Consider the following 21,958-nt stretch of genomic DNA (forward strand, 5'->3'; position numbering starts at 1 on the left):
ACGACCGCGCCGACGTGTCGACCGACAGAGTTCGCGCGTCGGGATCGCGGTCTCAACTTGCGGATGGTCAATCTCCGCGAAGATCGCTCAACGCGCACGACTTTCGTCAAGGTTGGCGAAAGGAATCCCATTCTATGAAGACCGGAGACTAATTTCCGAGCCGGCACGTTCCGGCGATCGCCCGACGACGCAGTCGGGCGTTTCGGGGGACCGGCCATGGCGGCGGAGGCGGGCAGGGCGGCGACGAGGCTGGCGCGGCGCCACCGGCAGGCGGCCTGCGCCCGGCGCCAGGACGGGCTCGGCCGCGGGCGCAAGCTCGGACCCGGCATCGTCCAGGCGCTGGACTCGCTGCCGCACGGCCTGTGCCTGTTCGATTCCGCCGACCGGCTGCTGTTCGTGAGCGACGGGTTCCGGCGCCTGTTCGGGCCGCCCGCGAACCGGATCCGGCCCGGCATGCATGCCCGGGCGGTGGGCGCGGCGAGCGCCGCGGGGGCGGTCCCGGCCGACCGGGATCCCTGCGGCCTCTGGGCGGCGCGGCGGCGGCTCCTCGCCCGGGGCGCGACCGACGCCGTGGTCCAGACGCTCGCGGACGGGCGCCAGGTCGCGATCACGCTGCACCCGCAGGCCGGCGGCGGCTGGACCGCCCTGTGGGAGGACGTGACCGAGCGCCGCCGGGCGGAGTCGCTCCTGCGCTACATGGCCCACCACGACCCGCTGACCGGCCTGCCGAACCGCCACCTGTTCGCGGCCCGGCTCGACCGGACCCTGGCCGACCTCGACGGCGCGCCCTGCGCGCTGCTGTGCCTCGACCTCGACGGCTTCAAGCCGGTGAACGACCGCCACGGGCACGCGGTGGGCGACGCGCTCCTGCGACACCTGGCCGAGCGCCTGCGGGCGGCGCTCGGCGCGGGGGATTGCGCCGCGCGGCTCGGGGGCGACGAGTTCACCATCCTGCTCGGCGACGCGGCGCCGGCGCCGGCCCTCGGCTTCGCCCTGCGCCTCCAGGCGCGCCTCGCCGAGCCGTACGATCTCGGGACCGGAACGCCGATCCGCATCGGCGCGGCGATCGGCGTGGCCTGCGCGCCCCTGCACGCCACCCGGCCTGAGGCCCTGGTGGAGCGGGCGGACGCGGCGATGTACGCGGCCAAGCGCCTCGGCCACCCCTACCTGTGGGACGACGCGCTGGATCTCGGGCCGGTCGGTCCGGGCGGCGCGGTTCCGGCCTGAGGCGGCCGGGACGGTCTCAGCGCGCCTTCTCGTGCTCCGCGAGGCCCACGGCCCTGTAATCGTAGGTCGGGAAGAACTCGGTCCGGTACGCGCCCCAGGCGGTGTCCTCCAGGACGCGGTTGACCTCGCGCAGGCGGGAGGCGGGCAGCCGCAGGACGATGATCTGCCCGATCCCCATGACGACGTTCCACGAGACGACCTCGATGCCCGGCGGCGGGAAGGCCTTGTAGAAGCCCTGCTTGGCGAGCTGCGCGTTCAGCTCCGCCAGCGGTCGGGACTGGTCGTGGCGCAGGAAGACCGTCAGCAGCACGGCGTTGTCGGCCGTCGCCGCGGCGGATCCCGTGGGCGGGGGCGGCGCGGTCTGCGCCCCTGCCGGTCCGGCGGCGACGAGCAGCAGGAGCGCCGCCGCGAGCGGGCCGGTCAGACCTGTTGAGCGTCGCATGCGATCTCCCGCTTTCCCGACCCGCGCGCGGCCGGGCCGTCAGCCGCCCTCGACATCGTAGGAGAGCCGCAGGCGCAGGCGGACCGCGCCCTGCTCGTCGCGCACGGCGAGCACGTAATCCTGCCGCTCCATCGGATCGGTCAAGCCCTGCGCGAGCCGCGTCAGGATGCGCACCGCCTGCGCCCGCGCCGCGGCGAGATCCGGAAGATCGAAGCCGTCGCGGTCGCGAACCAAGTTGGCGCCGTCGTGGAGGTCGATGAAATAGCGGGGCACGGATGCGAGCTCGGCGAGCGCCAGAGCTCGCAAGGATCTGTCTCCGCTGTTTCTACGTAGTTTCCGGAGGGCCGCAATCGGAGGTCGCCCGTGTCGCACCCCCAGACGCGGCCGGATGTAAGCCGGGACCCGCGGGCCGCATCAGCCCCCCAGCAGGCTCTCGGCGAAATCGTCCGGAACGGTCCCGAACTGGCCGAGGATCGTGACGCCCTCGAGTTCCCCGGTCTCGTCGTCGGCCACGACCCTGAGGGCCGCCGCGCCGGGCATGCGGGCGGCCAGCGCCTCCGCCTTCTTGAGGGCGCCGAACTCGCTCTGCGCGGGCTCCTGACGGGCCGGCCGCAGGCGATTCCGGTGCAGCTCGAACGGCTGCACGAGGTAGGTGGTCTTCAGGGCCATTCCGGCCTCCTCGGCGCGGCGCGCGGTGGCGAACGGACCGCGGCGCGGTCCGCTACAGGCTGCGGGTGGTCACCCCGAGGGCGAGCAGGGCGTAGGCGCCGATGAAGAACCATTGCCGGTGCGCCACGACGGTTTTTCCGACCATCGGGATGCGCGTGTAGAGGCTGGCGACGGCGAGGCCGATCAGCACGGCCGACACCAGGAACGTGAGCAGGCGCGGGGCGGAGAGCGTGGGCATGCCCCATGCTCCGCCGGTACGCTTACCGAACCGTTACCGGTCGAGCCCGGGCACGAGGGGGCGGTACGCCGTCAACGGGCCCTGCGTTCCGGGAAGCAGGCCGACCTCGGCGAGCCACAGGACCATGATCGCTCCGGCCAGGAGCGTCGCGAGCGAGGCCAGCCGCCCGGTCCACCGCCGCAGCACGAACATGGCGACCACGACGGCCAGCAGGGCGATGAGGAGGGCGAGCATCAGCATGGCCGCGCCATGCCACGACCGGGGCGCCGCGTCACCGCGGATGACGGCGGAACGGCCCATCGGCCGGCCCGGGCCGACTTCAAGTCCGCCAGATGCACGTTCTGGTCGTTCTGCAGAGCGGAAACTCTACCGCAGTCGATAGGCCGACTCGGACGGCGCTCGGAAATACTCCGCCGGAAATCGCCAGAAATGGCCGGCCGATCTCCGCGGCGGGCACCCCGATCATGCACCGGAAGCGGCCCGCCAACGGTTTTGTAACTTGCATTCAGTGCTCAAAAGTAGCAGATCCCGGGCGAGGGGCACACCAGGAATCTTACAGTGTCAGAAGAAACCACAGGGCCCAACTCCAACTTCATCGAGCTGGCGGGCGATATCGTCGCCGCCTACGTGTCGAACAATCCGGTGCCGGCCGCGGAGCTTCCGGCCCTGATCGCGCGCGTGCACGGCGCGATCAGCGGGCTCGTCACCGGGACTCTGACGGCGGAGATCGGGGCGGTTCCGCAGGCCGAGGTCGAGAAGCCGAGCGCGGCCCAGATCCGCAAGTCGGTCCGGCACGACGGGATCGTCAGCTTCATCGACGGCAAGACCTACAAGACGCTGAAGCGCCACCTGACCAGCCACGGCCTGGATCCGCGCAGCTACCGCGACCGCTACGGCCTGCCGGCGGACTATCCGATGGTCGCGCCGAGCTACGCCGAGCAGCGCTCCGCCCTCGCCAAGGCGATCGGCCTGGGCCAGCCCGGCGCCATGGCCGAGCGCGAGCGCAAGGGCCGCAAGGCCGCCTGAGGATGACGACCTCCGGGGGCGCCCCGCTCGGCGGGGCCCCCTCGTAACGAAGCGCCGCGGAGCCCGGCGCCTCGTGCCGCCGCGCGGCCCGGAGCCGCGCCGAGACCGTTGCATCGTCGCCACACACGTCCAGGACATCGCGGGACACGGACAAGCTGCCACACTCTGCACAAAGCTGATGCGCACGCCGGGGCCCGAGGATGCTACCGAAGGGATCGGCGAGATGAAGCGAGAGCAGACGATGACGAGTTCGGTCGTGCCGTTCCCGGCGCATATCGCGCCCGCGGTCGTGGACGAGGACACCGCGTCGATCATCGCCGTGCTGCAGGATCAGCTGGCCCTGGCCCGCGAGGGTCGCCTGCGCTCGGTGGCGGTCGTCTCCGTCTCGGCCGATGGCGAGGCGGTCGGCACGCAATGGTCGTGCAAGGGCTCCGATATCAGCAACCTGATCGGCAAGCTGACCGTCCTGACCCACGACCTGATGGCCGCCCGGAAGTGACCGGCCGGATCTGACGGGGCGGGCGCGGCCCGCCCGGTGCGGCGTTCCGGAGACGGCTCCGGCATCGGCCAGAAGGAATGCCCCGGATGACTCGCGCCCTGCTGTTCGCCGCCCTCCTGGGAACGGCGGTCGTGCCGGGCACCGCCCGGGCTGCCGAGGAGGCAGACGACACCAAGCGCGCGGAGACGATCCGGGGTCTCGTGCGGATCGTCGGCGCGCAGGCCGGCATCGTCCTGCACTGCCGCAAGCTCTACTCCATCGACGACACGGTGTCCGAGGGCCTGTCCCGCACGGTCCGCCGAGCCCTCGACGCCGGCCTCGGCCACCAGCGTGCCCGGAACGCCATCGCCGAGGAGGGCCGGCGGGTCGCGGACGAGATCGCCGCGGTCGGACCGGAGCAATGGTGCGCCGACCAGCGCGACCTGCTCAACACGGACGGCGTCCGCGTCTTCATCGACTGACCGCGCCGGATCCCGTCCCGGCGGGGCACTCCCCGCGGCCGGCCGGTCGATGCCCCTCGTGAAGGGCAGCCCTGGCCGCGCGCGACTTCAGTCCTGTGCGGATCAGATGAGAGCGTCATTCCGGCCGCTGTTCCGCAGTGCAGAACAGATGAACACCTTGTTCACCGCGCTCTCGTCTGTCATGTTTCGACGACGGACGAGACTGAACAGATCAAGCCGGTCGCACTCGTCCGTTTACAAGAGCCCTGAAGGGCCGCGAGACCGGCGCATAGGGAAACGCCATGTCTCGATCGATCCTGCTGGCCCTCGCTCTCGTCGTCTGCGGGGCCGCCGTGACGCTGTTCGCCTTCCTGCGCGCGCCCCAGTCGAGGGAGTTCGCCGGGTGGGATGCGGCCTTCATGGGCGGCATCGGGGCCGTCGCGCTGGGTTTTCTCACCACCCTCGTCGAGGTCGTGACCGAGTAGGTCGATCCTGAGGCCGGTCACACGCGCCGAGCGGTCCGACCGAGGCCGTCTCCGTCCCTGCGGATCCGTCGCCCCGGTCGCTCCGCGGGCGTCGGTGCTCCGCGCATCCGGCCTCCGGCCGAGCGCGCATGAAGAGCGCAGAATTCACAGGGACGGCAGCTTCCCGACAATTCGAGGCATTTCGCAAACCGCCCTTGAACCCGGGTGACCGATCCTGTCGGGCAGAGGTTCTCGAGGCGGTGATGTTCGAACGACGCAGCGCTCCACGCACGCTTCTCAACGAGACCGGCAGCATTTCGGTCGACGAGCATCGAAGCTTGCCGTGCATCGTCTACGACCGGTCGGCCGGCGGCGTGCGGGTCGCGCTCCCGGATGCCGAGATCGTTCCGGACAGCTTCATCCTCAGCATCGATGCGAGCAGCGAGATCCTCGTCTGCCGCGCCATCTGGCGCAAGGCGGAGGAGATCGGCGCCACGACCGACATCCCCGAGACGGCGCGGTCGGGCCGCGCGAACCTCTGGCGCGAACTCGAGGCGACCTGACAGGCGCCTGCCTCGGGTCGACCGGCGCTCGGCGCGGCCAGAGTGTCGTCGGCAGGGTCGGGGGCGGCGGGGCTCCCGGCGCGCGCCGACGCGCGTCACTCCCAGTCGATGTTGAGCGAGCGCTCGAAGGCGGCCGCGGAGAGTTCCTTGCCCTTCGGATCGGCGACCGTGATCTCGCGGAAGCCGCGCCGGGCCAGCTCCCAGGTCTTCTCCATCGCCTGCTCGTCCGTCCCGCAGGCGAACGTCATGACGCGCCCGGACGGATCAATCCCCTTGACGGTGAACACACCACTCTCCCTGCTCGCACCTCCCATATAGAGCCGCGATCCGCGTCGCGCCTCCCGCCATCGTGACGGAGCCCCGGGACCCGCACACGCCCCGTCGCGTTGGATGCAGGCAGGGAGAGACCGCATGACGCGCGAGACCGCAGACCCGACGAGCCGCGGACCGGACGCGCGCGAGGCGGACGAGCCTCCGGCGGAGCGCGTCAAGGCGGCGCCGGCCACGATCCCGACCGAGGATCCCGAGGTCGGCCTCGCGCAGAAGGGCAGCGGGGAAGAGGCGATCGTCCGGCGCGAGACGGAGATCTGACCGGTCGCGCCGACGCGCGGGCGATCCCTGGACGCCGGTCCATGTGCGATGCACAAACGGGCCGGCCGCACCCGGATGGCGGCCGACAGGAGACCACGCATGACACAGTGCATGGCACAGTCGTCGGGCCACGAGGTCCCGACCCAGATCCGCGACGTCGCCGGGACCGGTCTCGCGCAGGCCCGGACGGCCTTCGGAAGCGTCGTCGGAGCGGCGCGCCGCGCCTCCGACAGGGTCCGCACGAAAGTGGTGCGAGGGCAGGATGCGGCCCGGGAAGCGGCGGCCGCGGCTCGCGACGCTGCCGGGGCGGCGTCGCACTGAGCGGGAGAGCCGAGCGGCCTCTGGGCGGGTGGCCGGCGGCCCTTCGCGGCGCTGCCGGCCGTGTTCGGACGCGGAGTTGGAGATGATGTACGGGGAGGTTGGTCGCCTGGCGGATGAGAGCCTGCGGCTGGGCCTGAGACAGGCCGAGAACGCCGTCCTGCTCGCGATGGCGGCGCAGTATGCGTGGGCGGATCTGTGGTTCGAGGGGTACCGCGCGGCGGGGACCGCCCTCAGCACCGCGCGGGATCAGCGGGCGCGGACGCGGCGCCTGATCCGTCGCGGCGTGGAACCGTCGGTGGCCGCGCAGGAATTGCACATCGTCTGAGCGTCGGCCGGAGACGGAGCCGCCCGGGGCGCTCCGTCTCCGGCAGCCGGCTCAGCGGCTCGCCTCGACGGCGGCCTGGACGATCGGCCGGCCGAGGGACGAGACCGTCCGATTGACGGTCGCCGGCGCGGCGACGGGCTGGGGCGTGGTGGTCAGATCGTGGATCGCGCGGATCTGCTGGGCGGGCCGGGCCTGATCGCGATAGAGCGGCGGCGTCAGGTGCAGGCGGTCGTCGGCGGCGGCGAGGCCCGTGAAGGCCGCCGAGGTGAGCGCGGCCGACGCGAGGATGAGGATCGTGCGCATGGTGCGTCTCCGGTTCGATCGCGGTGTCGACCGCGGGATGCGATCGACCAGCGCATGAGACCACGGATTTGTGCGTCGCGGCATGCGTTTTTCGCATTGCACCATATCGCCAGGACGGCACGGTACTGCAGTGTTTCCCGAGAATTCTCAGCCGTGAATTCAGGCACCGATCCCGCGCGCCATGCATTCGATGCAAATGAACTAAACTTCCACCGGCACGTTCTCAAATCAAACTTGAGGAGCGGGTGATTTGTTTTTCGCGCGCGCCCCCGAACCGATCGAAACCGCCGGGCGAGCGCGCGCGTTGCTGGCATCGCGGCCCGTGGCGCGAATCGGAGACCGCGGCGCCAGATCCGCGTCACACGGGCACGCACACAGGCACGGTAGAACGCCCACATCCCGCCGAAGCACCCTGCGAAGCACCACGAGAGCGCCGATGACGCCCTCCGACCTCGACAGACGAGCCGAACTGACCATCTGGCCCAAGGGCACACCGGCCCGCGCCGCGGAGGGGCGGCCGTTCGCGACCCTGCGCGAGGCCCTCGCCGTCGCGATCGCAGCGATGGAATCCGGCGAGGCCCAACCCTGGATCATCACCGAGGCCGGCGACATCCTCTCGCCGCGCTGGATCCAGGCGAATTCCCGAGCGCGGGCGCCGCACTAGCCGGCGCCCGCACCAGGGGCGGATCGGATCAGCAGCCGATGCAGATGTCGCGGACCACGTGCTGGTGACGCTGGCCGGTGCGCTGGTTCGGGAGTTGCCCGTCGATCGACGAGAGCCCGCTGCCCAGGCCCCGGAACCGGCGCTCGACCGCCGGAACGGAGGCCGCCCTGACCGGAGCGGGCGGCTCCGCGGCCGCGGCGGGAGTCGGTGCCGCCGTCGGAGTGGGCGCGGGCGCCCCGTTGGCCATGCCGGGATCGGGCAGGGTCAGGGCCATACCCGGCACCGGCGGGACCTGCGCGAACTCGCCCGCGCGCCCCGGCAGGGGCGCGACGACCAGAAGCGCGACGGCCGGGACCGCGACGACGCGCCGGTTCAGCGGATGCATCACACTCTCCTGCCTCGGGAGCCGGCACGCCACGGACCCCGTGCCTCTGGGCCATCGCCGGATCGGCGCCCGCTCCGATGACGGATCGGGGCCGGCCCCGGTTGTGCGCGGCGGAGCGGGGCGCCGCCACTCATCCATTCGGCGGAGCGTGCGCCGGGCGGCTCAGTAGGCCCGACCGTAGAAGGGCTGCGAGACCGGGCGATAGCGGTCGCTCACCGGCCACGTATAGGGCTGCTCCTTGCCGGTGCGCAGGTCCGAGCGGAATTTCGGCTCGTTGAAGCCGATCCCGTGCAGGCCGGCCGTGCCCTTGGCGCCGTGGGCCTTCGGCCCGGCATCGCGCGCCAGGGCAGCGCCCGAGACGCCGATCACGAGAGCGGCCGCGAGCGAGACGCGGCCCAGCATGACGTTCATCTCTGTCTCCTGTCCCGGCCGAGGTGCCGGCACAGAAGGAACGGCAGCGGTTCGGCGCGGTTCCGGCCCCTGAGGCCGCTCAGAACCCCTGGCCGAGGCAGGCTTCGGCGAAGGGCCCGCCGCAGAGGTCGCCGGTCCGGACCGGCGCGGCCGCCGCGCCGCCGATGCCGGCACCGCCGATCGCCCCGCCGCCGGTCGGCAGGGTGCGGGCCGCCTGGGCGGGATCGTCCGCGGGCAACCCGGGCGTCCCGGGGATCCCGGCGCCGCCCGTGCCGGCGCCGCCCGTCCCGGAAATCGTCGCGGCCGTGGCCCCGCTCGCGGCCGTTCCGGTCCCGAGCCCGAACAGTCCGAACTGCCCGAACAGACCGCCGGGGGACAGGGTGGCGCCCGTCGCGCCGATGCCCGACGCGGCCACGCCGCTGCCGAGACCGGCCGACGCGACGCCGGACGAGCCGGTCGCGAGCGAGGAGCCGAGGCTTCCTGCAGCGTTGAGGCCCGTGCCGACACCTACTCCAACGCCTGCGCCGGCACCTGCGCCGACACCTGCGCCGAGGCCGGCTCCCGAGAGCCCGGTGCCCAGGCCGGGGGACAGGCCCGACCCGCCCCCGAGACCGCCCGTTCCGAGGGTTGGTGTCAGGAGGCTCCCCGCGGTCGAGCCCAGGCCCGTGCGGGACGCGCCGCTGAGGCCGCTGCGGGCACCGGTGGCGCCGATCGTCCCGCCGGTCCCGAGGGTCGTGCCGGTGACGCCGGCACCGCCGGTCGCGGTGGATCCCAGGCCGCCGAGCTGGCCCGCCCCGCCCGAACCGGCGGTCGTGGCGCCGAGCGTCGTCCCGGCCGAGAGGCCGCCCGACGCGCCGATGCGGCCGCCGCCACCGCCGCCGCCCCCGCCGAAGCTCAGCTGGCCGGCATTCACGAGGCCGCCGGTCTGCGCCGAGACGGTCGGGAACGGCCCGGTGGTGGAACTGCCGCCGAGGCTCAGCTGGCCCGGATTGGCGACAGGGGTGATCGGCTCAAGCGATGCCGACAGGCTCTGGGCCCCGGCCGGGACGGCGATCGCCGGCAGCAAGGCGGCGGCGAGGATGGATCGCATGGCACGCTCCTCAGCGGGGACGGGGTCTGGCTCGGAAACCGGAGGGCGTCCGGCCGGTTCCGGCGGCGCGGGGACGCGGCGCGGCGCTGGCCCGTGGGAGAAAGGAGGCCGCCGGCCTTCATGCTGCCGGAAAGACGGTGTGCTCTCGGCACCGGATCCGCCTGCCCCCACGTCCCGACCCGCGCCCGAACCTGCGACCGTGCCGTTGCCCGAAACTCTCGCCCAAGGCCTGCGCGGCGCCGGCTGGCTCGCCGGCCTCCCGGCCCTCGCGCTGATCTGGGCGAGCGCGACCCTCTACGCCGCCCCGCGGATCGCCGACGGCCTCGCGGCGGAGCGCGCGGCGATCGCCGCCGGCACGGCCACCGCCACCGGCGAGCCGTGGCTGCGCCTGGAGGCCGTCGGGCGCGACCTCGTGGCCGCCGGCGAGGCGCCGGACGTCGCCGAGCGCGCCACCGTGCTGTCCCGCCTCGCGGCCCTCGACGGCCCGCGCCGCATCGTCTCCGAACTCGGCATCGTGGAGACCGCCGCGCCCTTCCAGTGGGCGGCGATCCGCACGGGTCAGAACCGGATCGCCCTCGAAGGCAGCCGCCCGGTGGAGATCGGCCGGCGGGCCCTGGAGACGCGGATCGCCGGCGCCCTCGATCCCGGCACCGGCCTCGACGACACCGCCCGGGCCGCCCGGGGCGCGCCGCCGGATTTCGCCGGCGCGGCCGCGTTCCTGGCGGCCCGGCTCTCCGGCCTCGCCAAAGGCGGGCGGGCGGCGCTCAGCGACACCGTGCTCAGCCTGTCGGGCGAGGCCCTCGACGTGCCGGCCTACGAGGCCCTGCGGGCCGCCCTGTCGGACCCGCCGGAGGGGTTCAGCGTCGGGCGGGTCGAGATCCTGCCCCCGAAGGTGGCCGCGTACCGGTTCGCCGTGGAGAAATCGGGCCGGGGCATCGTCCTCGACGGCTTCGCCCCCTCGGCGGCCGACCGCGAGGCCGCCCTGCGCGCCGCCACCGAGGCCGCCGCGGGCGGCACCGTGGAGGACCGGCTCCTGGCCGCCCGGGGGCTCGACCCGGCGATCGACCCGAAGAGTCTCATCGCCTTCGCGTTCAAGCTCGCCGAGCTGATCCAGTCCGGGCAGGTCGTGTTCCGGGACGGGGCGGTCTCGGTGACCGGCGACGCCATCGACGGACAGGCGCTCCCCGACGCCGAGGCGCTGATGCGCGACGGCCGGCCCGCCGGCGTGGCGGCCGGGCGGGTGGCGCTCACGGCGCGGCCGCTCTCGCCCTACCGGGTGGCGATCCGCCGGACCGCCGACGCCGTGACCCTCACCGGCCACCTGCCGGACGCCGCGACCCGGGAGCGGGTACTGGCCGCCCTGCGCCCGCGCCTGTTCCGGGAGCCGGTCATCGACCGCACCCGCCTCGCCGACGGCGCCCCGCCGGATCTCGGGGACGCGCTGGCCGCCGCCGCCCCACTGGTGACGAACCTCGCGGACGGGACCGTCGCGGTCTCGGACCGCGCCGTGACGCTCACCGGCGAGAGCCTCTACCGGGAGGGCGCCGCGCGCACCCCCGACCGGCTCGCCGAGGCGCTGCCCCCGGGCTGGACCGGGCAGGCCAGCGTCACGGCCCGGGACGCGGCGGAGCGGCGCGACCCCGCCACCTGCCGCGCCGACTTCACCGCCGCCCTGGCGGGGGCGGACCTGCACTTCCCCGCGGGCGGCGCCGTGCTCACGCCCGCCTTCTACCCGACCCTCGACGCGCTGGCCGCCCTGGCGAAGACCTGCCCGTCACTGCGCGTCGCGGTCTCCGGCCCCGCCGACCCGGCGAAGCCGCCCGCAACCCCGGCCACCGGACCGGCAGCGGGGGAGGGCGCGACCGCCGAGCCGACCCGGGTCGCCGACGCCGCCAAGCCGGCCACACCCGCGCCGCCGGCCCCAGCACCCAAGGAAGCCGCGACGCACGCGGCCAAAATCGCGGCCAAGGACGCGGCCAAGGACGCGACGAAGGATCGGAGCAAGGCGGGCGCGGCCAGGAAGGAGCCGGCCGGGCCCGGCAAGGCGGCGGCGAAGAAGCCCGCCGAGGCCCCCGACGAGCCGCCGGTCGACCTGCCGCGCCTGCGCGCCCAGGCGGTGGTGGAGTACCTTCTCCAGGCCGGAGCCCGGCCGGAGCAGGTCACGGCCGGGCCGGACGGGCCGGCCGGTCCCGTCGTCTTCGCGCTGCTGCCGTGAGGGACGTCCGCTCCGCCGCGCGCCCGCAAGCCGGGCCGCGCCCAGCCGCGCGCCCGGCCGCGCGCCACCATCGCGCCCGCAGGGAGGCCGGACGGCCGTGACGCTGCTGCTCGCCGGATTCTGGCCCGGGCTCGCCGGGGCGGCCGCGCTCGGCCTCGTGGTCGGCGCGCTGGTCGGCTGGCCGGACCGCCTCGCCGCCTCGCTGGGGCTCTGCGTGGTCGCGGGGCTCGTGGCCGCGGCGGCGATCGCCGGGTTCGTGCCGGGCCTGCCCGGCCTGTGGCTCGACGGCGCGGCCCTGATGCTCCCGGCCTACTGCGCGGCCTGCCTGCTCGGGGCGCTGGGACGCCGCCTCGCCGGTCGGACCTGACGGCGCGGGAACCTCTCCGCCCCCCGACGGCGTTTTTCCGGCAGAAGGGCCCCGAGGGCCCGCCCCGAACCCGGAGAGGCCGCGATGCCCAGGACCGTCGATCGTCCCCATCCCGCGCGACGCCGCGCCGTTCGCCTGCCGCGCCCCCGCGCCGGCGCCGCCGCCACCGGCCTGTTCCTGGCCGGACTGATCCTCTCGGCCGCGACGGTGCCGCTGGTCGAGCCCGCCGACGCCACGACCGGTGGCGGCACCGCGCAGGCGGCGCTCGCGACGCCGGCCCGCTGAGCGAGGCAACCCGCGCCCGCCCCGGAATGTTGTTCGCCCGGGCCCGTCCGGCCCGGGCCTAGGGGGGAGACGCGCATGGGACTGCTCGAATCGGCGATCGGCGGCGTGCTCGGTCAGGTGTTCGGCGGGCAGAAGCAGGGGTCCGGGGGCATGTCGCCCCTGGTCAAGGCACTCCTGATGCTCCTGCTGGCCAAGGGCGCCAGCGGCGGCTTCGGCGACATCTTCGGCCGCGGGCGCCAGGGCGAGCCCGGCCCCGAGGCCGACCGCTCCGGCGGCGCCGGACCCTACGGGCGCGATCCCGGCCAGCACCCCGCCGATGCCGGCGGGCGCCGTCCTCCGGAAGAGGGCGGCGATATCGGCGGCTGGGACCAGTACGGCGGCCGCCGCGACGGCGGCCCGGGCGGGCCGTCGGACCCGTCCCTGCCGCCCGGCGACTTCTCGGACCTCTCCGGCATGCTCGACGGCCCCGGCGACGCCCCGCCGCCGAGCCGCGCCGCCCCGGACGGGCAGGGGGATCTCGGCGGCCTCGACGGGCTGGTCGACCGGTTCCGCCAGGGCGGCCTCGGCGACGTGATGGAGTCCTGGATCGGCCACGGCACCAACCGCCCGGTGGCCCCGGACCAGCTCGCCCGGGCGCTCGGCCCCGACACGGTGGACACCCTCCAGCAGCAGACCGGGCTGGACCGCGAGACGCTGCTGTCGCAGCTCGCCCAGGCGCTGCCGGAGGTGGTGCATGCGCTCACCCCGCAGGGGCGGGTGCCGGGGGAAGCGGAGAGAATGGGGTGGTAGACAGCCACCTAACGTATACTTATCTTAGAAGAAGCTGCGGTTCTGTTTTGAGGCTTCTGTGCAGAGCCAACCCCCAGATCGTAATAATCCCGCCAATCCTCTGATGAAAGTAGCTGCGCTTGATGTAGAAAAGAATTTTCCGTCGGAACCCCATCTTGACGAAATGGCGATTTCAGCAACTCTGAACTTTAAGAAGAGTTCAGATATGAGAGGGCGTGCAAAAACCTTCGATGGCCAAGACGTTACGGTAAGTTTTAGTTTGGCGCTTAAACGTGCCAGTCTCGAATTTAAATTTAGCTGCGAGAAATTTGCGGACAATCGCCGCATTGTTGATATCAAAAACGTAGCATTTAAGTCGCCCCTTGTAAGCGTCGGAAGCTTTTCCCAAACCATAAATAGGGCCTCTGGCAGAGATATCTCTGCGGGGGTCGATATGGGCGGTCATTCTGGAGCGCAGATAGGCGGGCCAGAAGCGGACCTTAGCCTTTCCGCGAAGGCATCCGCATCATTCAATAGAAAAACTTCTCGAGACACTACATATCAAATCAGTTTTGAATGCTCCAATATCAAAGCAACTAGCGCGGGCAACACGATTCACTGGGAGATATTTCCGAGAAACACCTCCAGCGTATCAAATTCTTCGGATGGCGCCAGTTTCCTGGAAGGTGAGGTTTTTTCAGATCAAGGCAGCAACGCAGTAAGTTGTGCTTGTTTTGTTAAAAAGCGGGACAATGTTATTGAAGAAGCTATTACGATCAATGCTTCTATATCGACATCTATAAAAGATCTTATTATTGATGATGTCGAATTTCATGATGATCTCGGTAACAAGTTAGACGCTGGAGAGATCGCAAGAGACGCCCAACTGGCCATCGGAGACTTGGCTAAAGCGATACTTAACAAGGCCGAACTCAAGAAAACTTTGCTGAAGTCAGTAATTAAAAAACATCTTGTTTCTCAAGGAATGCATACAGACGGCGCGTTAATCGAAATATGCAGAGCAAATTCGTGACCAATACCAGCAAGGATTACGACTGGGGGCAGGCGATATATGATTTGTTTGATTGCGAATCTGACAATATCGCAGATCTCGTACTGTCAGCAAAATTGGATCCAATCAATGGCGATCTAGCAGACGTCGATTTTAGTGGAATTGATTTGTCGAGTTTTGACCTATCGAAGTGGGATCTTCGGAACGCTAATTTTTTTGGCTCTAAATTGACAAAGACTAATTTGACAGGAGCAATCCTTGATCCGGAAGCTCTACTTACGGCTAGCGATTGGCAGAACGCAATATTATCGGATGTAGATAGAAAAGCTGTGGAGACTGCTGAATTTCTGATCTCGTCAATCTACGAATTAGACCTATCCTCGCGGGTCTATAATATACTAATCTCATCAAATATAAAAAACATAAGGACACTGATTAGCAAAACGACAGGGGATCTTCTCGAAATAAATGGCTTCGGTCGGCAATCCCTAAGGGAGGTAAAAACCTCTCTGGCGAAATACAACCTTCACCTTACTGCCGAAACTACGATGGGCCGAGCATTGAGAGTAAATCTCTATAGCGACGCAATACAAACTCGGTTTCGTTTCGTAAGCCAAAACACAAAGCAGTCGGCCTAGATAGGCACTCGCCGCATCACCAACGACGCGTTCGTCCCGCCGAACCCGAAGGAGTTCGACAGCACCACGTCGACCTGCTTCCGCTTCGCCTCGAATGGCACCAGATCGATCTTGGTCTGGACGGAGGGGTTGTCGAGGTTGAGCGTCGGCGGGATGACGTTGTCGCGCAGGACGAGGATGGAGAAGATCGCCTCGACCGAGCCGGCGGCGCCCAGCAGGTGGCCGACCGAGCTCTTGGTGGACGACATGGTCGCGTTCGCGGCGGCGTCGCCCAGGAGGCGCTCCACCGCCTTAAGCTCCAGCTCGTCGCCCATGGGCGTCGAGGTGCCGTGGGCGTTGATGTAGCCGATCTCCGACGGCGCGATCCCGGCGCGCTTCACCGCGGCGGTCATGCAGCGGAAGGCGCCGTCGCCGTCCGGAGAGGGAGAGGTGATGTGGTAGGCGTCGCCCGAGAGGCCGTAGCCCACCACCTCGGCGTAGATCTTCGCGCCGCGGGCCTTGGCGTGCTCGTACTCCTCCAGCACCACGATGCCGGCGCCCTCGCCCATGAGGAAGCCGTCGCGGTCGCGGTCGTAGGGGCGCGACGCCTTCTCGGGCGTGTCGTTGAAGCCCGTGGTCAGCGCCCGGCAGGCGGAGAAGCCCGCGATCGACAGGCGGTTCACCGGCGACTCGGCGCCGCCCGCCACCATCACGTCGGCGTCGCCGAGCGCGATCAGGCGGCTCGCGTCGCCGATGGCGTGGGCGCCCGTGGAGCAGGCCGTCACCACGGCGTTGTTCGGCCCCTTGAGGCCGTGGGCGATCGAGACCTGGCCGGAGGCGAGGTTGATGATCCGGCCCGGGATGAAGAACGGCGAGATCCGGCGCGGGCCCTTCTCGTGCAGGGTCACGGAGGCGTCGTAGATGCCGCCGATGCCGCCGATGCCGGAGCCGATCAGCACGCCGGTGGCGCACTGGTCCTCGTGGCTCTTCGGCGCCCAGCCGGCATCCTTCAGCGCCTCGTCGGCCGCCGCCATCGCGTAGACGATGAACGGGTCGACCTTGCGCTGCTCCTTCACCTCCATCACGAGGTCGGGGTTGAAGGTGCCGTCGGTGCCGTCGCCGAACGGGACCTGCGCGGCGATCCGGCAGGGCAGGTCGGCGGATTCGAAGCCGCGGATCGGGCCGGCGCCGCTGTCGCCCGCGATCAGCCGGCTCCAGGTGTGCTCCACCCCGCTGCCCAGCGGCGTGACCATCCCCAGACCCGTGACCACCACCCGCCGCATGTGCCCTGTCCCGTCTTGAGGCGCCGTCCCGCCGGCACCGCCGCGGTCGCGCATCGTCCTAACTCGCTCGGAGGCAGAATCGGTCCCCGCGGGCCCCGTCACGACTCCGAGCCTTGAAACGCATAACGGCGCGGGGGCTGTTTCGCCTCACCCGCGCCGCGTCAAACCCGGTCCCCGGCGCCTCAGGCGGCGGAGTTCTTCTCCAGGAACTTCACGGCGTCGCCGACCGTCTGGATGGTCTCGGCAGCGTCGTCCGGGATCTCGACGTTGAATTCCTCCTCGAAGGCCATGACCAGCTCGACGGTGTCGAGGCTGTCGGCACCGAGGTCGTCGATGAAGTTGGCGCTCTCGACCACCTTCTCGGGCTCGACGCCCAGGTGCTCGACGACGATCTTCTTCACGCGCTCAGCGATATCGCTCATCGGTCTTCCGTCCTCGTCCTTCTGGTCTGTCAGTCTTCTCGGGGTGGTGCCGTGGCCGCGTCGCGCCCCTGCGGGCTTGTTGTGACGGGCCGGTGTCCGATCGCGCGTGCTTCTGAGGTGAACCGGCGCGTGAGCCGGGACGCCCCCGCCGGAGGGCCTTGGACTGAAAACCCGCTGAACCGTCAACCCCCTGTACGGCTGCGGGGCGTGGTAGCACAGGGTTCCAGCCCTGGCGAGGGCCCGTTCAGAAAGCCTTCATGGGTGTGGCACTTGCGTGTCGGCGGGGGTGATTCGCGCGCCGTTCCCGCCGGTCGGGAACCGGTATACGCGCCCTAGTACATGGCCATCCCGCCATTCACGTGCAGCGTGTGGCCGGTGACGTAGCCCGCCTCCGCGGAGGCGAGGTAGAGGCAGGCCGCCGCGACCTCCGACCCCTCGCCGAGCCGCCCGGCGGGCACGCGGGCGAGGATGCCCTCGCGCTGCTTCTCGTTGAGGGCATCGGTCATGGGCGAGCTGATGAAGCCCGGAGCGATGCAGTTGACGGTGATTCCCCGCGAGGCGACCTCGGCGGCGAGCGCCTTGGTCATGCCCACGAGGCCGGCCTTGGCGGCGGCGTAGTTGCCCTGGCCGGGATTGCCGGTGCTGCCGACCACCGAGCCGATGTTGACGATCCGCCCGGAGCGGCGGCGCATCATGCCCTTCACGGCGGCCCGCGACAGGCGGAAGGCGGCGGTGAGGTTGACGGCGATCACCTGCTCCCACTCCTCGTCCTTCATCCGCATGAAGAGGTTGTCGCGGGTGATGCCGGCATTGTTCACGAGGATGTCGAGCGGGCCGATCGCGGCCTCGGCGGCCGGGACGAGGCCCTCGACCGAGTCCTTGTCGGACAGGTCGGCCGCGACGGGGCTGGCGCGCTCGCCGAGTTCGGCGGCGAGCGCCTCCAGGGCCGCGGGCCGCGTGCCCGAGAGCGCCACGGCGGCGCCCTGCGCGTGCAGGGCCCGGGCGATCGCCTGGCCGAGGCCGCCGGTCGCGCCGGTGACGAGGGCCTTGCGGCCGGTGAGATCGAACATGCGGGACTCCGTCGGATCAGAGCGCGCGGGTCAGAGCGCGAAGGCGGCGACGTCGGCGGGGGTGCCGATTGCGGCGGCGCTCGCCTGGGGGGCGACGCGCTTGACGAGGCCGGTCAGCACCTTCCCGGCGCCGAGCTCGTAGAACCGGTCGACGCCGGAGGCCGCCATGGCGGCGACGCTCTCGCGCCAGCGCACGGTGCCGGTGACCTGCTCGACCAGGGCCGCGCGGATCGCCTCCGGATCGGTGACCGGGGCGGCCGCGACGTTGGCGTAGAGGGTGACGCGCGGGGCCGCCAGCGCGACCTCGGCGAGCGCCCGGGCCATGGCCTCGGCGGCCGGGGCCATCAGGCGGCAGTGGAACGGCGCCGAGACGTTGAGCATCACGGCGCGCTTGATCCCGCGGCCGGTGGCGATGCCGACGGCGCGCTCCACGGCCGCGCGGTCGCCGGAGAGCACCACCTGGCCGCCGCCGTTGTCGTTGGCGACGTCGCAGACCGCGCCGTCGCCGGCCTCGTCGGCCGCCGCCTCGGCGACGGACCGGGCGGCCTCGAGATCGGTGCCGATCAGCGCCGCCATGGCGCCGGCGCCCGGCGCGACGGCCGCCTGCATGGCCTCGCCGCGCAGGCGCAGCAGCCTGGCGGCGTCCGCGACGGTGAGGCTGCCGGCGGCCGCGAGCGCGGCGTACTCGCCGAGCGAGTGGCCGGCCACGCAGGCGACGTCGCGCGCGAGGTCGAGGCCGCGCTCGGCCTCCAGCACGCGCAGCACCGCGAGGCTCGCCGCCATCAGGGCCGGCTGGGCGTTGGTCGTGAGGGTCAGCGCCTCGACCGGCCCCTCGAACATGAGCCGCGACAGGTTCTGGCCCAGGGCGGCGTCGACCTCGTCGAGCACGGCCCGGGCCTGCAGGAAGGCCTCGGCGAGGTCCCGCGCCATGCCGACCGCCTGGCTGCCCTGGCCCGGAAAGATGAGTGCGCGCATGTTGCGTCCTGGTCGCCGGCGCCGCGCGGCGCGCGAACGCCGCCCGTGTCGGCCGAAACTCTGGAATGGCGCGCGCACTCGCACCCGCGGCGCTGGGTGTCAACAATGCGCCGCACCATGATGCCGCAGCGACGCGGTCCTCCGGCCCCTCGGCGTTCGGCCCCTCAGCGTCCGGCCCGACCGGACCGGCACGCCCGCCGGACGCGCGCCGGGTTCGCGCCGGACGCGCGCTCTGCGCAACCCGCTGTGCTTGTTGCACAACGGCATCCGGTGTAGAGTGGCGCCATACCCGACATCACCCGTCGCTCAAGCCCAAGGAGCCGCCCCGCATGGCGCGCGTCACCGTCGAAGACTGCATCGAGAAGGTCGAGAACCGCTTCGAGCTGGTGCTGCTGGCGAGCCACCGGGCCCGCCTCCTGGCCGCCGGCGCCCCGCTGACCATCGACCGCGACCGCGACAAGAACCCGGTCGTGGCCCTGCGCGAGATCGGCGACGAGACCATCACGGCCGACGACCTCAAGGAGCAGCTGATCCACTCGATGCAGAAGTACGTCGAGGTGGACGAGCCCGAGGCCGAGACCGTGCCGCTGCTGTCGAGCTCGCCGGCCGCCGCCGCGGTGGCGCCGCAATCCTCCAGCGACGACGCGGCGGTCCAGTTCGACCGCATGAGCGAGGAGGACCTGCTGCGCGGCCTCGAGAACCTCGCCCCGCCGGTCGAGACCGACGACGAGGGCGAGTGAGCCTGGACACGTGGGCCTGGATGGGCGCGACCTGACAGAGACCGGACCCGGCGGAGACGCCGGGTTCTCTCGTTCCGTGGCCGGCCCGCCGGCATCCGGCGCGGCCCCGCCGCCGGGGGCTGGCGCCGTCCCGGCGGTTGCGGAACAATCGCGCGTGATCCAGACCCCGCGCACGACCCCGGACGCGCCGGCCCCGTCCCGGCGGATGATGCGCCAGTACGAGCTCGTCGAGCGGGTCAAGCGCTACAACCCGGCCGCCGACGAGGCGCTGCTCAACCGCGCCTACGTGTACGCCATGCAGGCGCACGGCACGCAGAAGCGCGCCTCGGGCGACCCGTTCTTCGCCCACCCCCTCGAGGTGGCGGCGATCCTCACGGACCTCCACCTCGACGACGCCACCATCGTGGCCGCGGTGCTGCACGACACCGTCGAGGACACCGAGGCGACGCTCGAGGAGATCCGCCGGCTGTTCGGGCCGGAGATCGGCGCCCTGGTCGACGGCCTGACCAAGCTCAAGCGCCTCGACCTCGTCTCCAAGCAGGCCGCGCAGGGCGAGAACTTCCGCAAGCTGCTGCTCGCGGTCGCGGCGGATGTCCGGGTGCTGCTGGTCAAGCTCGCCGACCGCCTGCACAACATGCGCACCCTCCAGCACATGCGCGACGACAAGCGTCGCCGCATCGCGCAGGAGACCCTGGACATCTACGCGCCGCTCGCCGGCCGCATGGGCATGCAGGAGCTGCGCGAGGAGCTGGAGGACCTGGCCTTCCGCAACCTGGAGCCGGAGGTCTACGCCACCATCACCCAGCGCCTGACGCGGCTCTCCGCCAAGTCCGAGACCGTCGTCGAGACCATCGCGCAGGTGCTCACCGAGAAGCTCGGCGCGCAGGGGATCACCGCCGAGGTCAGCGGCCGGCAGAAGCGCCCGTTCTCGATCTGGTCGAAGATGGAGCGCAAGTCCGTCGCCTTCGAGCAGCTCTCCGACATCTTCGGCTTCCGCGTAGTCGTCGACACCGTGCAGGATTGCTACGCGGCGCTCGGCATCGTCCACACCAGCTGGCCGATGGTTCCAGGCCGATACAAGGACTACGTCTCGACCCCGAAGCAGAACGATTACCGCTCGATCCACACCACGGTGATCGGGCCGAAGAGCCAGCGCGTCGAGCTGCAGATCCGCACCCGCGCCATGGACGACATCGCCGAGTACGGCATCGCCGCGCATGCCCACTACAAGGAGATCGGCACCGAGCTGGTGAAGGACCCGGCCCGCGCCGAGGGCAGCGTGCATCCGCGGCTCGCCGCGGAGAGCGGCGCCTACCAGTGGCTGCGCCGGACCATCGAGCTCCTCGCCGAGGGCGACAGCCCCGAGGAGTTCCTGGAGCACACCAAGCTGGAGCTGTTCCAGGACCAAGTGTTCTGCTTCACCCCGAAGGGCCGGCTGATCGCCCTTCCGCGCGGCGCGACGCCGATCGACTTCGCCTACGCGGTCCACACCGACGTCGGCAACACCGCGGTGGGCGCCAAGATCAACGGCCGGATGGCGCCGCTGCTGCACGAACTCGCCAACGGCGACGAGGTCGAGATCAGCCGCTCCGACGGGGCCTCACCCCCGGCGGCCTGGGAATCCCTCGTGGTGACCGGCAAGGCCCGCGCGGCGATCCGGCGGGCGACCCGCACCGCCGTGCGGCGGCAATATGCCGGCCTCGGACGGCAGATCCTGGACCGGGCCTTCGAGCGCGCCGCCAAGACCTTCTCGGAGGACAAGCTCCGGGGCGCCCTGCCGCGGCTCGCCCGCGCGACGACCGAGGACGTGTTCGCCGCCGTGGGGCGGGGCGAGATGTTCTCGGGCGACGTCGTCCGCGCCGTCTATCCCGACCACCGCGACGAGCGCCGGCCCTCCGCCGCGCAGGGCGCCGCCAGCGGCGCCGGCCGGCTCGTGCGCTCCTCCGACCAGACCATGCGGCTGACCTTCCCGGGCGCCGAGGGCGGCAAGGAAGGCGGCAAGGAGGGGGAGGACGCGGATCGCAGCGACGCCATCCCGATCCGCGGCCTCGCGGGCGACCTGCCGGTCACCTTCGCGCCGAACGGCGGCGCGGTCCCGGGCGACCGGATCGTCGGCATCCTGACCCCCGGCGTCGGCGTGACCGTCTACCCGATCCAGTCGGCGGCACTCGCGGCCTTCGACAACGAGCCGGAGCGCTGGCTCGACGTCCGCTGGGACACGGAGGCGCTCGGCGGCGAGCGCTTCCCCGCCCGGCTGGCGCTCAAGTCGATCAACGAGCCCGGGGTGTTCGCCCAGATCGCCCAGGTGATCGCCGACCACGACGGCAACATCGACAACATCTCGATGAAGCGGCGAACCCAGGACTTCACCGACATCACCATCGACCTGTCGGTCTGGGATCTCCAGCATCTCAACGCGATCATCGCCGAACTGCGCGGCAAGCGCCCGGTCAACAGCGTCGAGCGCGTGAACGGCTGAGGTCGAGGGGCGGGGCACGCGGCGCATCTGAGGTTTACAGGATCAACTTACGTAAACCACCATTTTC

At 71.2% G+C, this 21,958-nt stretch carries 32 protein-coding genes; 18 read left to right on the forward strand and 14 right to left on the reverse strand.

The window, feature by feature from the left end:
- Positions 1-216 precede the first annotated feature (216 nt).
- Positions 217-1,227 (forward strand): sensor domain-containing diguanylate cyclase, encoded by a 1,011-nt coding sequence (locus ACX9MN_RS15495; protein WP_100251997.1) that lies wholly within the window; start codon positions 217-219, stop codon positions 1,225-1,227.
- 16 nt (positions 1,228-1,243) lie between these two features.
- On the opposite strand, the gene ACX9MN_RS15500 is transcribed toward ACX9MN_RS15495, so the two are convergent.
- The 5 genes from ACX9MN_RS15500 to ACX9MN_RS15520 all read right to left on the reverse strand — a co-directional run bounded on the left by ACX9MN_RS15500 (position 1,244) and on the right by ACX9MN_RS15520 (position 2,876).
- Positions 1,244-1,669 carry a hypothetical protein gene (locus tag ACX9MN_RS15500; protein ID WP_100251998.1) on the reverse strand — a complete coding sequence of 142 codons (426 nt, stop codon included), beginning with the start codon at positions 1,667-1,669 and terminating at the stop codon, positions 1,244-1,246.
- Positions 1,670-1,708: 39 nt separating this feature from the next.
- A complete protein-coding gene (locus tag ACX9MN_RS15505) occupies positions 1,709-1,942 on the reverse strand; it encodes a DUF6894 family protein (protein ID WP_026605249.1) in 234 nt (77 codons plus the stop codon).
- Positions 1,943-2,083: 141 nt separating this feature from the next.
- Positions 2,084-2,338, reverse strand: a complete 255-nt coding sequence (locus ACX9MN_RS15510; RefSeq protein WP_020095183.1) for a hypothetical protein — start codon at positions 2,336-2,338, stop codon at positions 2,084-2,086.
- Between the two features lie 52 nt (positions 2,339-2,390).
- Entirely contained in the window at positions 2,391-2,576 is a 186-nt protein-coding gene (locus ACX9MN_RS15515) for a hypothetical protein (protein WP_012318898.1), read from the reverse strand.
- A gap of 33 nt (positions 2,577-2,609) precedes the next feature.
- A complete protein-coding gene (locus ACX9MN_RS15520; protein ID WP_348273189.1) occupies positions 2,610-2,876 on the reverse strand; it encodes a hypothetical protein in 267 nt (88 codons plus the stop codon).
- A gap of 258 nt (positions 2,877-3,134) precedes the next feature.
- Here ACX9MN_RS15520 and ACX9MN_RS15525 point away from each other — a divergent pair, with 258 nt between their 5' ends.
- From ACX9MN_RS15525 to ACX9MN_RS15545, 5 genes are all read left to right on the forward strand, one after another.
- Positions 3,135-3,602: a Ros/MucR family transcriptional regulator gene (locus ACX9MN_RS15525; protein ID WP_020095185.1), complete on the forward strand. Its 468-nt coding sequence runs from the start codon at positions 3,135-3,137 to the stop codon at positions 3,600-3,602.
- 223 nt (positions 3,603-3,825) lie between these two features.
- A complete protein-coding gene (locus tag ACX9MN_RS15530) occupies positions 3,826-4,101 on the forward strand; it encodes a hypothetical protein (protein WP_026605251.1) in 276 nt (91 codons plus the stop codon).
- Positions 4,102-4,187: 86 nt separating this feature from the next.
- Positions 4,188-4,562, forward strand: a complete 375-nt coding sequence (locus tag ACX9MN_RS15535; RefSeq protein WP_132367544.1) for a hypothetical protein — start codon at positions 4,188-4,190, stop codon at positions 4,560-4,562.
- A 281-nt stretch (positions 4,563-4,843) separates the two neighbouring features.
- Positions 4,844-5,026, forward strand: coding sequence for a hypothetical protein (locus ACX9MN_RS15540; RefSeq protein WP_020095188.1), 183 nt, complete (start codon positions 4,844-4,846; stop codon positions 5,024-5,026).
- A 128-nt stretch (positions 5,027-5,154) separates the two neighbouring features.
- Positions 5,155-5,568 carry a PilZ domain-containing protein gene (locus ACX9MN_RS15545; protein ID WP_244540003.1) on the forward strand — a complete coding sequence of 138 codons (414 nt, stop codon included), beginning with the start codon at positions 5,155-5,157 and terminating at the stop codon, positions 5,566-5,568.
- 95 nt (positions 5,569-5,663) lie between these two features.
- Here ACX9MN_RS15545 and ACX9MN_RS15550 read toward each other — a convergent pair whose 3' ends face one another.
- A complete protein-coding gene (locus tag ACX9MN_RS15550; RefSeq protein ID WP_210383195.1) occupies positions 5,664-5,882 on the reverse strand; it encodes a hypothetical protein in 219 nt (72 codons plus the stop codon).
- 97 nt (positions 5,883-5,979) lie between these two features.
- On the opposite strand from ACX9MN_RS15550, the gene ACX9MN_RS15555 reads away from it, so the two are divergent.
- From ACX9MN_RS15555 to ACX9MN_RS15565, 3 genes are all read left to right on the forward strand, one after another.
- Positions 5,980-6,159 (forward strand): hypothetical protein, encoded by a 180-nt coding sequence (locus tag ACX9MN_RS15555; protein WP_020095191.1) that lies wholly within the window; start codon positions 5,980-5,982, stop codon positions 6,157-6,159.
- Positions 6,160-6,258: 99 nt separating this feature from the next.
- Positions 6,259-6,480, forward strand: coding sequence for a hypothetical protein (locus tag ACX9MN_RS15560; RefSeq protein WP_489724862.1), 222 nt, complete (start codon positions 6,259-6,261; stop codon positions 6,478-6,480).
- An 82-nt stretch (positions 6,481-6,562) separates the two neighbouring features.
- Positions 6,563-6,805 carry a hypothetical protein gene (locus ACX9MN_RS15565; protein ID WP_020095193.1) on the forward strand — a complete coding sequence of 81 codons (243 nt, stop codon included), beginning with the start codon at positions 6,563-6,565 and terminating at the stop codon, positions 6,803-6,805.
- Positions 6,806-6,856: 51 nt separating this feature from the next.
- On the opposite strand, the gene ACX9MN_RS15570 is transcribed toward ACX9MN_RS15565, so the two are convergent.
- A complete protein-coding gene (locus ACX9MN_RS15570) occupies positions 6,857-7,108 on the reverse strand; it encodes a hypothetical protein (RefSeq protein WP_056523875.1) in 252 nt (83 codons plus the stop codon).
- Positions 7,109-7,544: 436 nt separating this feature from the next.
- Here ACX9MN_RS15570 and ACX9MN_RS15575 point away from each other — a divergent pair, with 436 nt between their 5' ends.
- The gene (locus ACX9MN_RS15575) at positions 7,545-7,772 is read left to right on the forward strand and encodes a hypothetical protein (protein ID WP_091925947.1); all 228 of its coding nucleotides are present in this window, start codon (positions 7,545-7,547) and stop codon (positions 7,770-7,772) included.
- A gap of 28 nt (positions 7,773-7,800) precedes the next feature.
- On the opposite strand, the gene ACX9MN_RS15580 is transcribed toward ACX9MN_RS15575, so the two are convergent.
- The 3 genes from ACX9MN_RS15580 to ACX9MN_RS15590 form a co-directional block, all read right to left on the reverse strand.
- A complete protein-coding gene (locus ACX9MN_RS15580) occupies positions 7,801-8,157 on the reverse strand; it encodes a hypothetical protein (protein ID WP_489724863.1) in 357 nt (118 codons plus the stop codon).
- 162 nt (positions 8,158-8,319) lie between these two features.
- Complete coding sequence (locus ACX9MN_RS15585) at positions 8,320-8,568, reverse strand: hypothetical protein (RefSeq protein ID WP_020095196.1); 249 nt, start codon at positions 8,566-8,568, stop codon at positions 8,320-8,322.
- A 79-nt stretch (positions 8,569-8,647) separates the two neighbouring features.
- On the reverse strand, positions 8,648-9,658 hold the full coding sequence (locus tag ACX9MN_RS15590) for a hypothetical protein (protein ID WP_489724864.1): 1,011 nt from the start codon (positions 9,656-9,658) through the stop codon (positions 8,648-8,650).
- Positions 9,659-9,857: 199 nt separating this feature from the next.
- Between ACX9MN_RS15590 and ACX9MN_RS15595 the strand changes: the two genes are divergently transcribed.
- The 6 genes from ACX9MN_RS15595 to ACX9MN_RS15620 all read left to right on the forward strand — a co-directional run bounded on the left by ACX9MN_RS15595 (position 9,858) and on the right by ACX9MN_RS15620 (position 14,943).
- Entirely contained in the window at positions 9,858-11,873 is a 2,016-nt protein-coding gene (locus ACX9MN_RS15595) for an OmpA family protein (protein WP_489724865.1), read from the forward strand.
- Between the two features lie 97 nt (positions 11,874-11,970).
- The gene (locus ACX9MN_RS15600; RefSeq protein ID WP_091682552.1) at positions 11,971-12,240 is read left to right on the forward strand and encodes a hypothetical protein; all 270 of its coding nucleotides are present in this window, start codon (positions 11,971-11,973) and stop codon (positions 12,238-12,240) included.
- Positions 12,241-12,324: 84 nt separating this feature from the next.
- A complete protein-coding gene (locus ACX9MN_RS15605) occupies positions 12,325-12,525 on the forward strand; it encodes a hypothetical protein (RefSeq protein ID WP_020095200.1) in 201 nt (66 codons plus the stop codon).
- A gap of 75 nt (positions 12,526-12,600) precedes the next feature.
- On the forward strand, positions 12,601-13,314 hold the full coding sequence (locus ACX9MN_RS15610; protein WP_489724866.1) for a YidB family protein: 714 nt from the start codon (positions 12,601-12,603) through the stop codon (positions 13,312-13,314).
- 58 nt (positions 13,315-13,372) lie between these two features.
- Positions 13,373-14,326 (forward strand): hypothetical protein, encoded by a 954-nt coding sequence (locus ACX9MN_RS15615; RefSeq protein ID WP_489724867.1) that lies wholly within the window; start codon positions 13,373-13,375, stop codon positions 14,324-14,326.
- A complete protein-coding gene (locus tag ACX9MN_RS15620; RefSeq protein WP_489724868.1) occupies positions 14,323-14,943 on the forward strand; it encodes a pentapeptide repeat-containing protein in 621 nt (206 codons plus the stop codon). Before ACX9MN_RS15615 ends, ACX9MN_RS15620 begins: the two co-directional genes overlap by 4 nt.
- Here ACX9MN_RS15620 and fabF read toward each other — a convergent pair.
- The 4 genes from fabF to fabD all read right to left on the reverse strand — a co-directional run bounded on the left by fabF (position 14,940) and on the right by fabD (position 18,672).
- On the reverse strand, positions 14,940-16,205 hold the full coding sequence (gene fabF, locus ACX9MN_RS15625; protein ID WP_489724869.1) for a beta-ketoacyl-ACP synthase II: 1,266 nt from the start codon (positions 16,203-16,205) through the stop codon (positions 14,940-14,942). The genes ACX9MN_RS15620 and fabF overlap by 4 nt on opposite strands.
- Positions 16,206-16,387: 182 nt before the next feature.
- Positions 16,388-16,627 (reverse strand): acyl carrier protein, encoded by a 240-nt coding sequence (locus tag ACX9MN_RS15630; protein WP_007559070.1) that lies wholly within the window; start codon positions 16,625-16,627, stop codon positions 16,388-16,390.
- Positions 16,628-16,959: 332 nt separating this feature from the next.
- On the reverse strand, positions 16,960-17,697 hold the full coding sequence (gene fabG / locus ACX9MN_RS15635; protein ID WP_056523896.1) for a 3-oxoacyl-[acyl-carrier-protein] reductase: 738 nt from the start codon (positions 17,695-17,697) through the stop codon (positions 16,960-16,962).
- Positions 17,698-17,727: 30 nt separating this feature from the next.
- The gene (gene fabD, locus ACX9MN_RS15640) at positions 17,728-18,672 is read right to left on the reverse strand and encodes an ACP S-malonyltransferase (RefSeq protein ID WP_489724870.1); all 945 of its coding nucleotides are present in this window, start codon (positions 18,670-18,672) and stop codon (positions 17,728-17,730) included.
- Positions 18,673-19,001: 329 nt separating this feature from the next.
- On the opposite strand from fabD, the gene rpoZ reads away from it, so the two are divergent.
- Both rpoZ and ACX9MN_RS15650 read left to right on the forward strand, forming a co-directional pair.
- A complete protein-coding gene (gene rpoZ / locus ACX9MN_RS15645) occupies positions 19,002-19,412 on the forward strand; it encodes a DNA-directed RNA polymerase subunit omega (RefSeq protein ID WP_010685409.1) in 411 nt (136 codons plus the stop codon).
- Between the two features lie 205 nt (positions 19,413-19,617).
- Positions 19,618-21,891, forward strand: coding sequence for a RelA/SpoT family protein (locus ACX9MN_RS15650; RefSeq protein WP_091682570.1), 2,274 nt, complete (start codon positions 19,618-19,620; stop codon positions 21,889-21,891).
- Positions 21,892-21,958: the final 67 nt, after the last annotated feature.

The sequence above is a fragment of the Methylobacterium sp. 1A genome (genome assembly GCF_058072805.1).

What these genes read in the sequence shown, in the direction of transcription:
- ACX9MN_RS15495 (WP_100251997.1), top strand. Translation starts at nt 217, where the DNA reads ATGGCGGCGGAGGCGGGCAGGGCGGCGACGAGGCTGGCGCGGCGCCAC.
- ACX9MN_RS15500 (WP_100251998.1), bottom strand. Translation starts at nt 1,669, where the DNA reads ATGCGACGCTCAACAGGTCTGACCGGCCCGCTCGCGGCGGCGCTCCTG.
- ACX9MN_RS15510 (WP_020095183.1), bottom strand. Translation starts at nt 2,338, where the DNA reads ATGGCCCTGAAGACCACCTACCTCGTGCAGCCGTTCGAGCTGCACCGG.
- ACX9MN_RS15515 (WP_012318898.1), bottom strand. Translation starts at nt 2,576, where the DNA reads ATGCCCACGCTCTCCGCCCCGCGCCTGCTCACGTTCCTGGTGTCGGCC.
- ACX9MN_RS15520 (WP_348273189.1), bottom strand. Translation starts at nt 2,876, where the DNA reads ATGGGCCGTTCCGCCGTCATCCGCGGTGACGCGGCGCCCCGGTCGTGG.
- ACX9MN_RS15530 (WP_026605251.1), top strand. Translation starts at nt 3,826, where the DNA reads ATGAAGCGAGAGCAGACGATGACGAGTTCGGTCGTGCCGTTCCCGGCG.
- ACX9MN_RS15535 (WP_132367544.1), top strand. Translation starts at nt 4,188, where the DNA reads ATGACTCGCGCCCTGCTGTTCGCCGCCCTCCTGGGAACGGCGGTCGTG.
- ACX9MN_RS15540 (WP_020095188.1), top strand. Translation starts at nt 4,844, where the DNA reads ATGTCTCGATCGATCCTGCTGGCCCTCGCTCTCGTCGTCTGCGGGGCC.
- ACX9MN_RS15545 (WP_244540003.1), top strand. Translation starts at nt 5,155, where the DNA reads ATGAAGAGCGCAGAATTCACAGGGACGGCAGCTTCCCGACAATTCGAG.
- ACX9MN_RS15550 (WP_210383195.1), bottom strand. Translation starts at nt 5,882, where the DNA reads ATGGGAGGTGCGAGCAGGGAGAGTGGTGTGTTCACCGTCAAGGGGATT.
- ACX9MN_RS15555 (WP_020095191.1), top strand. Translation starts at nt 5,980, where the DNA reads ATGACGCGCGAGACCGCAGACCCGACGAGCCGCGGACCGGACGCGCGC.
- ACX9MN_RS15560 (WP_489724862.1), top strand. Translation starts at nt 6,259, where the DNA reads ATGACACAGTGCATGGCACAGTCGTCGGGCCACGAGGTCCCGACCCAG.
- ACX9MN_RS15565 (WP_020095193.1), top strand. Translation starts at nt 6,563, where the DNA reads ATGATGTACGGGGAGGTTGGTCGCCTGGCGGATGAGAGCCTGCGGCTG.
- ACX9MN_RS15570 (WP_056523875.1), bottom strand. Translation starts at nt 7,108, where the DNA reads ATGCGCACGATCCTCATCCTCGCGTCGGCCGCGCTCACCTCGGCGGCC.
- ACX9MN_RS15575 (WP_091925947.1), top strand. Translation starts at nt 7,545, where the DNA reads ATGACGCCCTCCGACCTCGACAGACGAGCCGAACTGACCATCTGGCCC.
- ACX9MN_RS15580 (WP_489724863.1), bottom strand. Translation starts at nt 8,157, where the DNA reads ATGCATCCGCTGAACCGGCGCGTCGTCGCGGTCCCGGCCGTCGCGCTT.
- ACX9MN_RS15585 (WP_020095196.1), bottom strand. Translation starts at nt 8,568, where the DNA reads ATGAACGTCATGCTGGGCCGCGTCTCGCTCGCGGCCGCTCTCGTGATC.
- ACX9MN_RS15590 (WP_489724864.1), bottom strand. Translation starts at nt 9,658, where the DNA reads ATGCGATCCATCCTCGCCGCCGCCTTGCTGCCGGCGATCGCCGTCCCG.
- ACX9MN_RS15605 (WP_020095200.1), top strand. Translation starts at nt 12,325, where the DNA reads ATGCCCAGGACCGTCGATCGTCCCCATCCCGCGCGACGCCGCGCCGTT.
- ACX9MN_RS15610 (WP_489724866.1), top strand. Translation starts at nt 12,601, where the DNA reads ATGGGACTGCTCGAATCGGCGATCGGCGGCGTGCTCGGTCAGGTGTTC.
- fabF (WP_489724869.1), bottom strand. Translation starts at nt 16,205, where the DNA reads ATGCGGCGGGTGGTGGTCACGGGTCTGGGGATGGTCACGCCGCTGGGC.
- ACX9MN_RS15630 (WP_007559070.1), bottom strand. Translation starts at nt 16,627, where the DNA reads ATGAGCGATATCGCTGAGCGCGTGAAGAAGATCGTCGTCGAGCACCTG.
- fabG (WP_056523896.1), bottom strand. Translation starts at nt 17,697, where the DNA reads ATGTTCGATCTCACCGGCCGCAAGGCCCTCGTCACCGGCGCGACCGGC.
- fabD (WP_489724870.1), bottom strand. Translation starts at nt 18,672, where the DNA reads ATGCGCGCACTCATCTTTCCGGGCCAGGGCAGCCAGGCGGTCGGCATG.
- rpoZ (WP_010685409.1), top strand. Translation starts at nt 19,002, where the DNA reads ATGGCGCGCGTCACCGTCGAAGACTGCATCGAGAAGGTCGAGAACCGC.
- ACX9MN_RS15650 (WP_091682570.1), top strand. Translation starts at nt 19,618, where the DNA reads ATGATGCGCCAGTACGAGCTCGTCGAGCGGGTCAAGCGCTACAACCCG.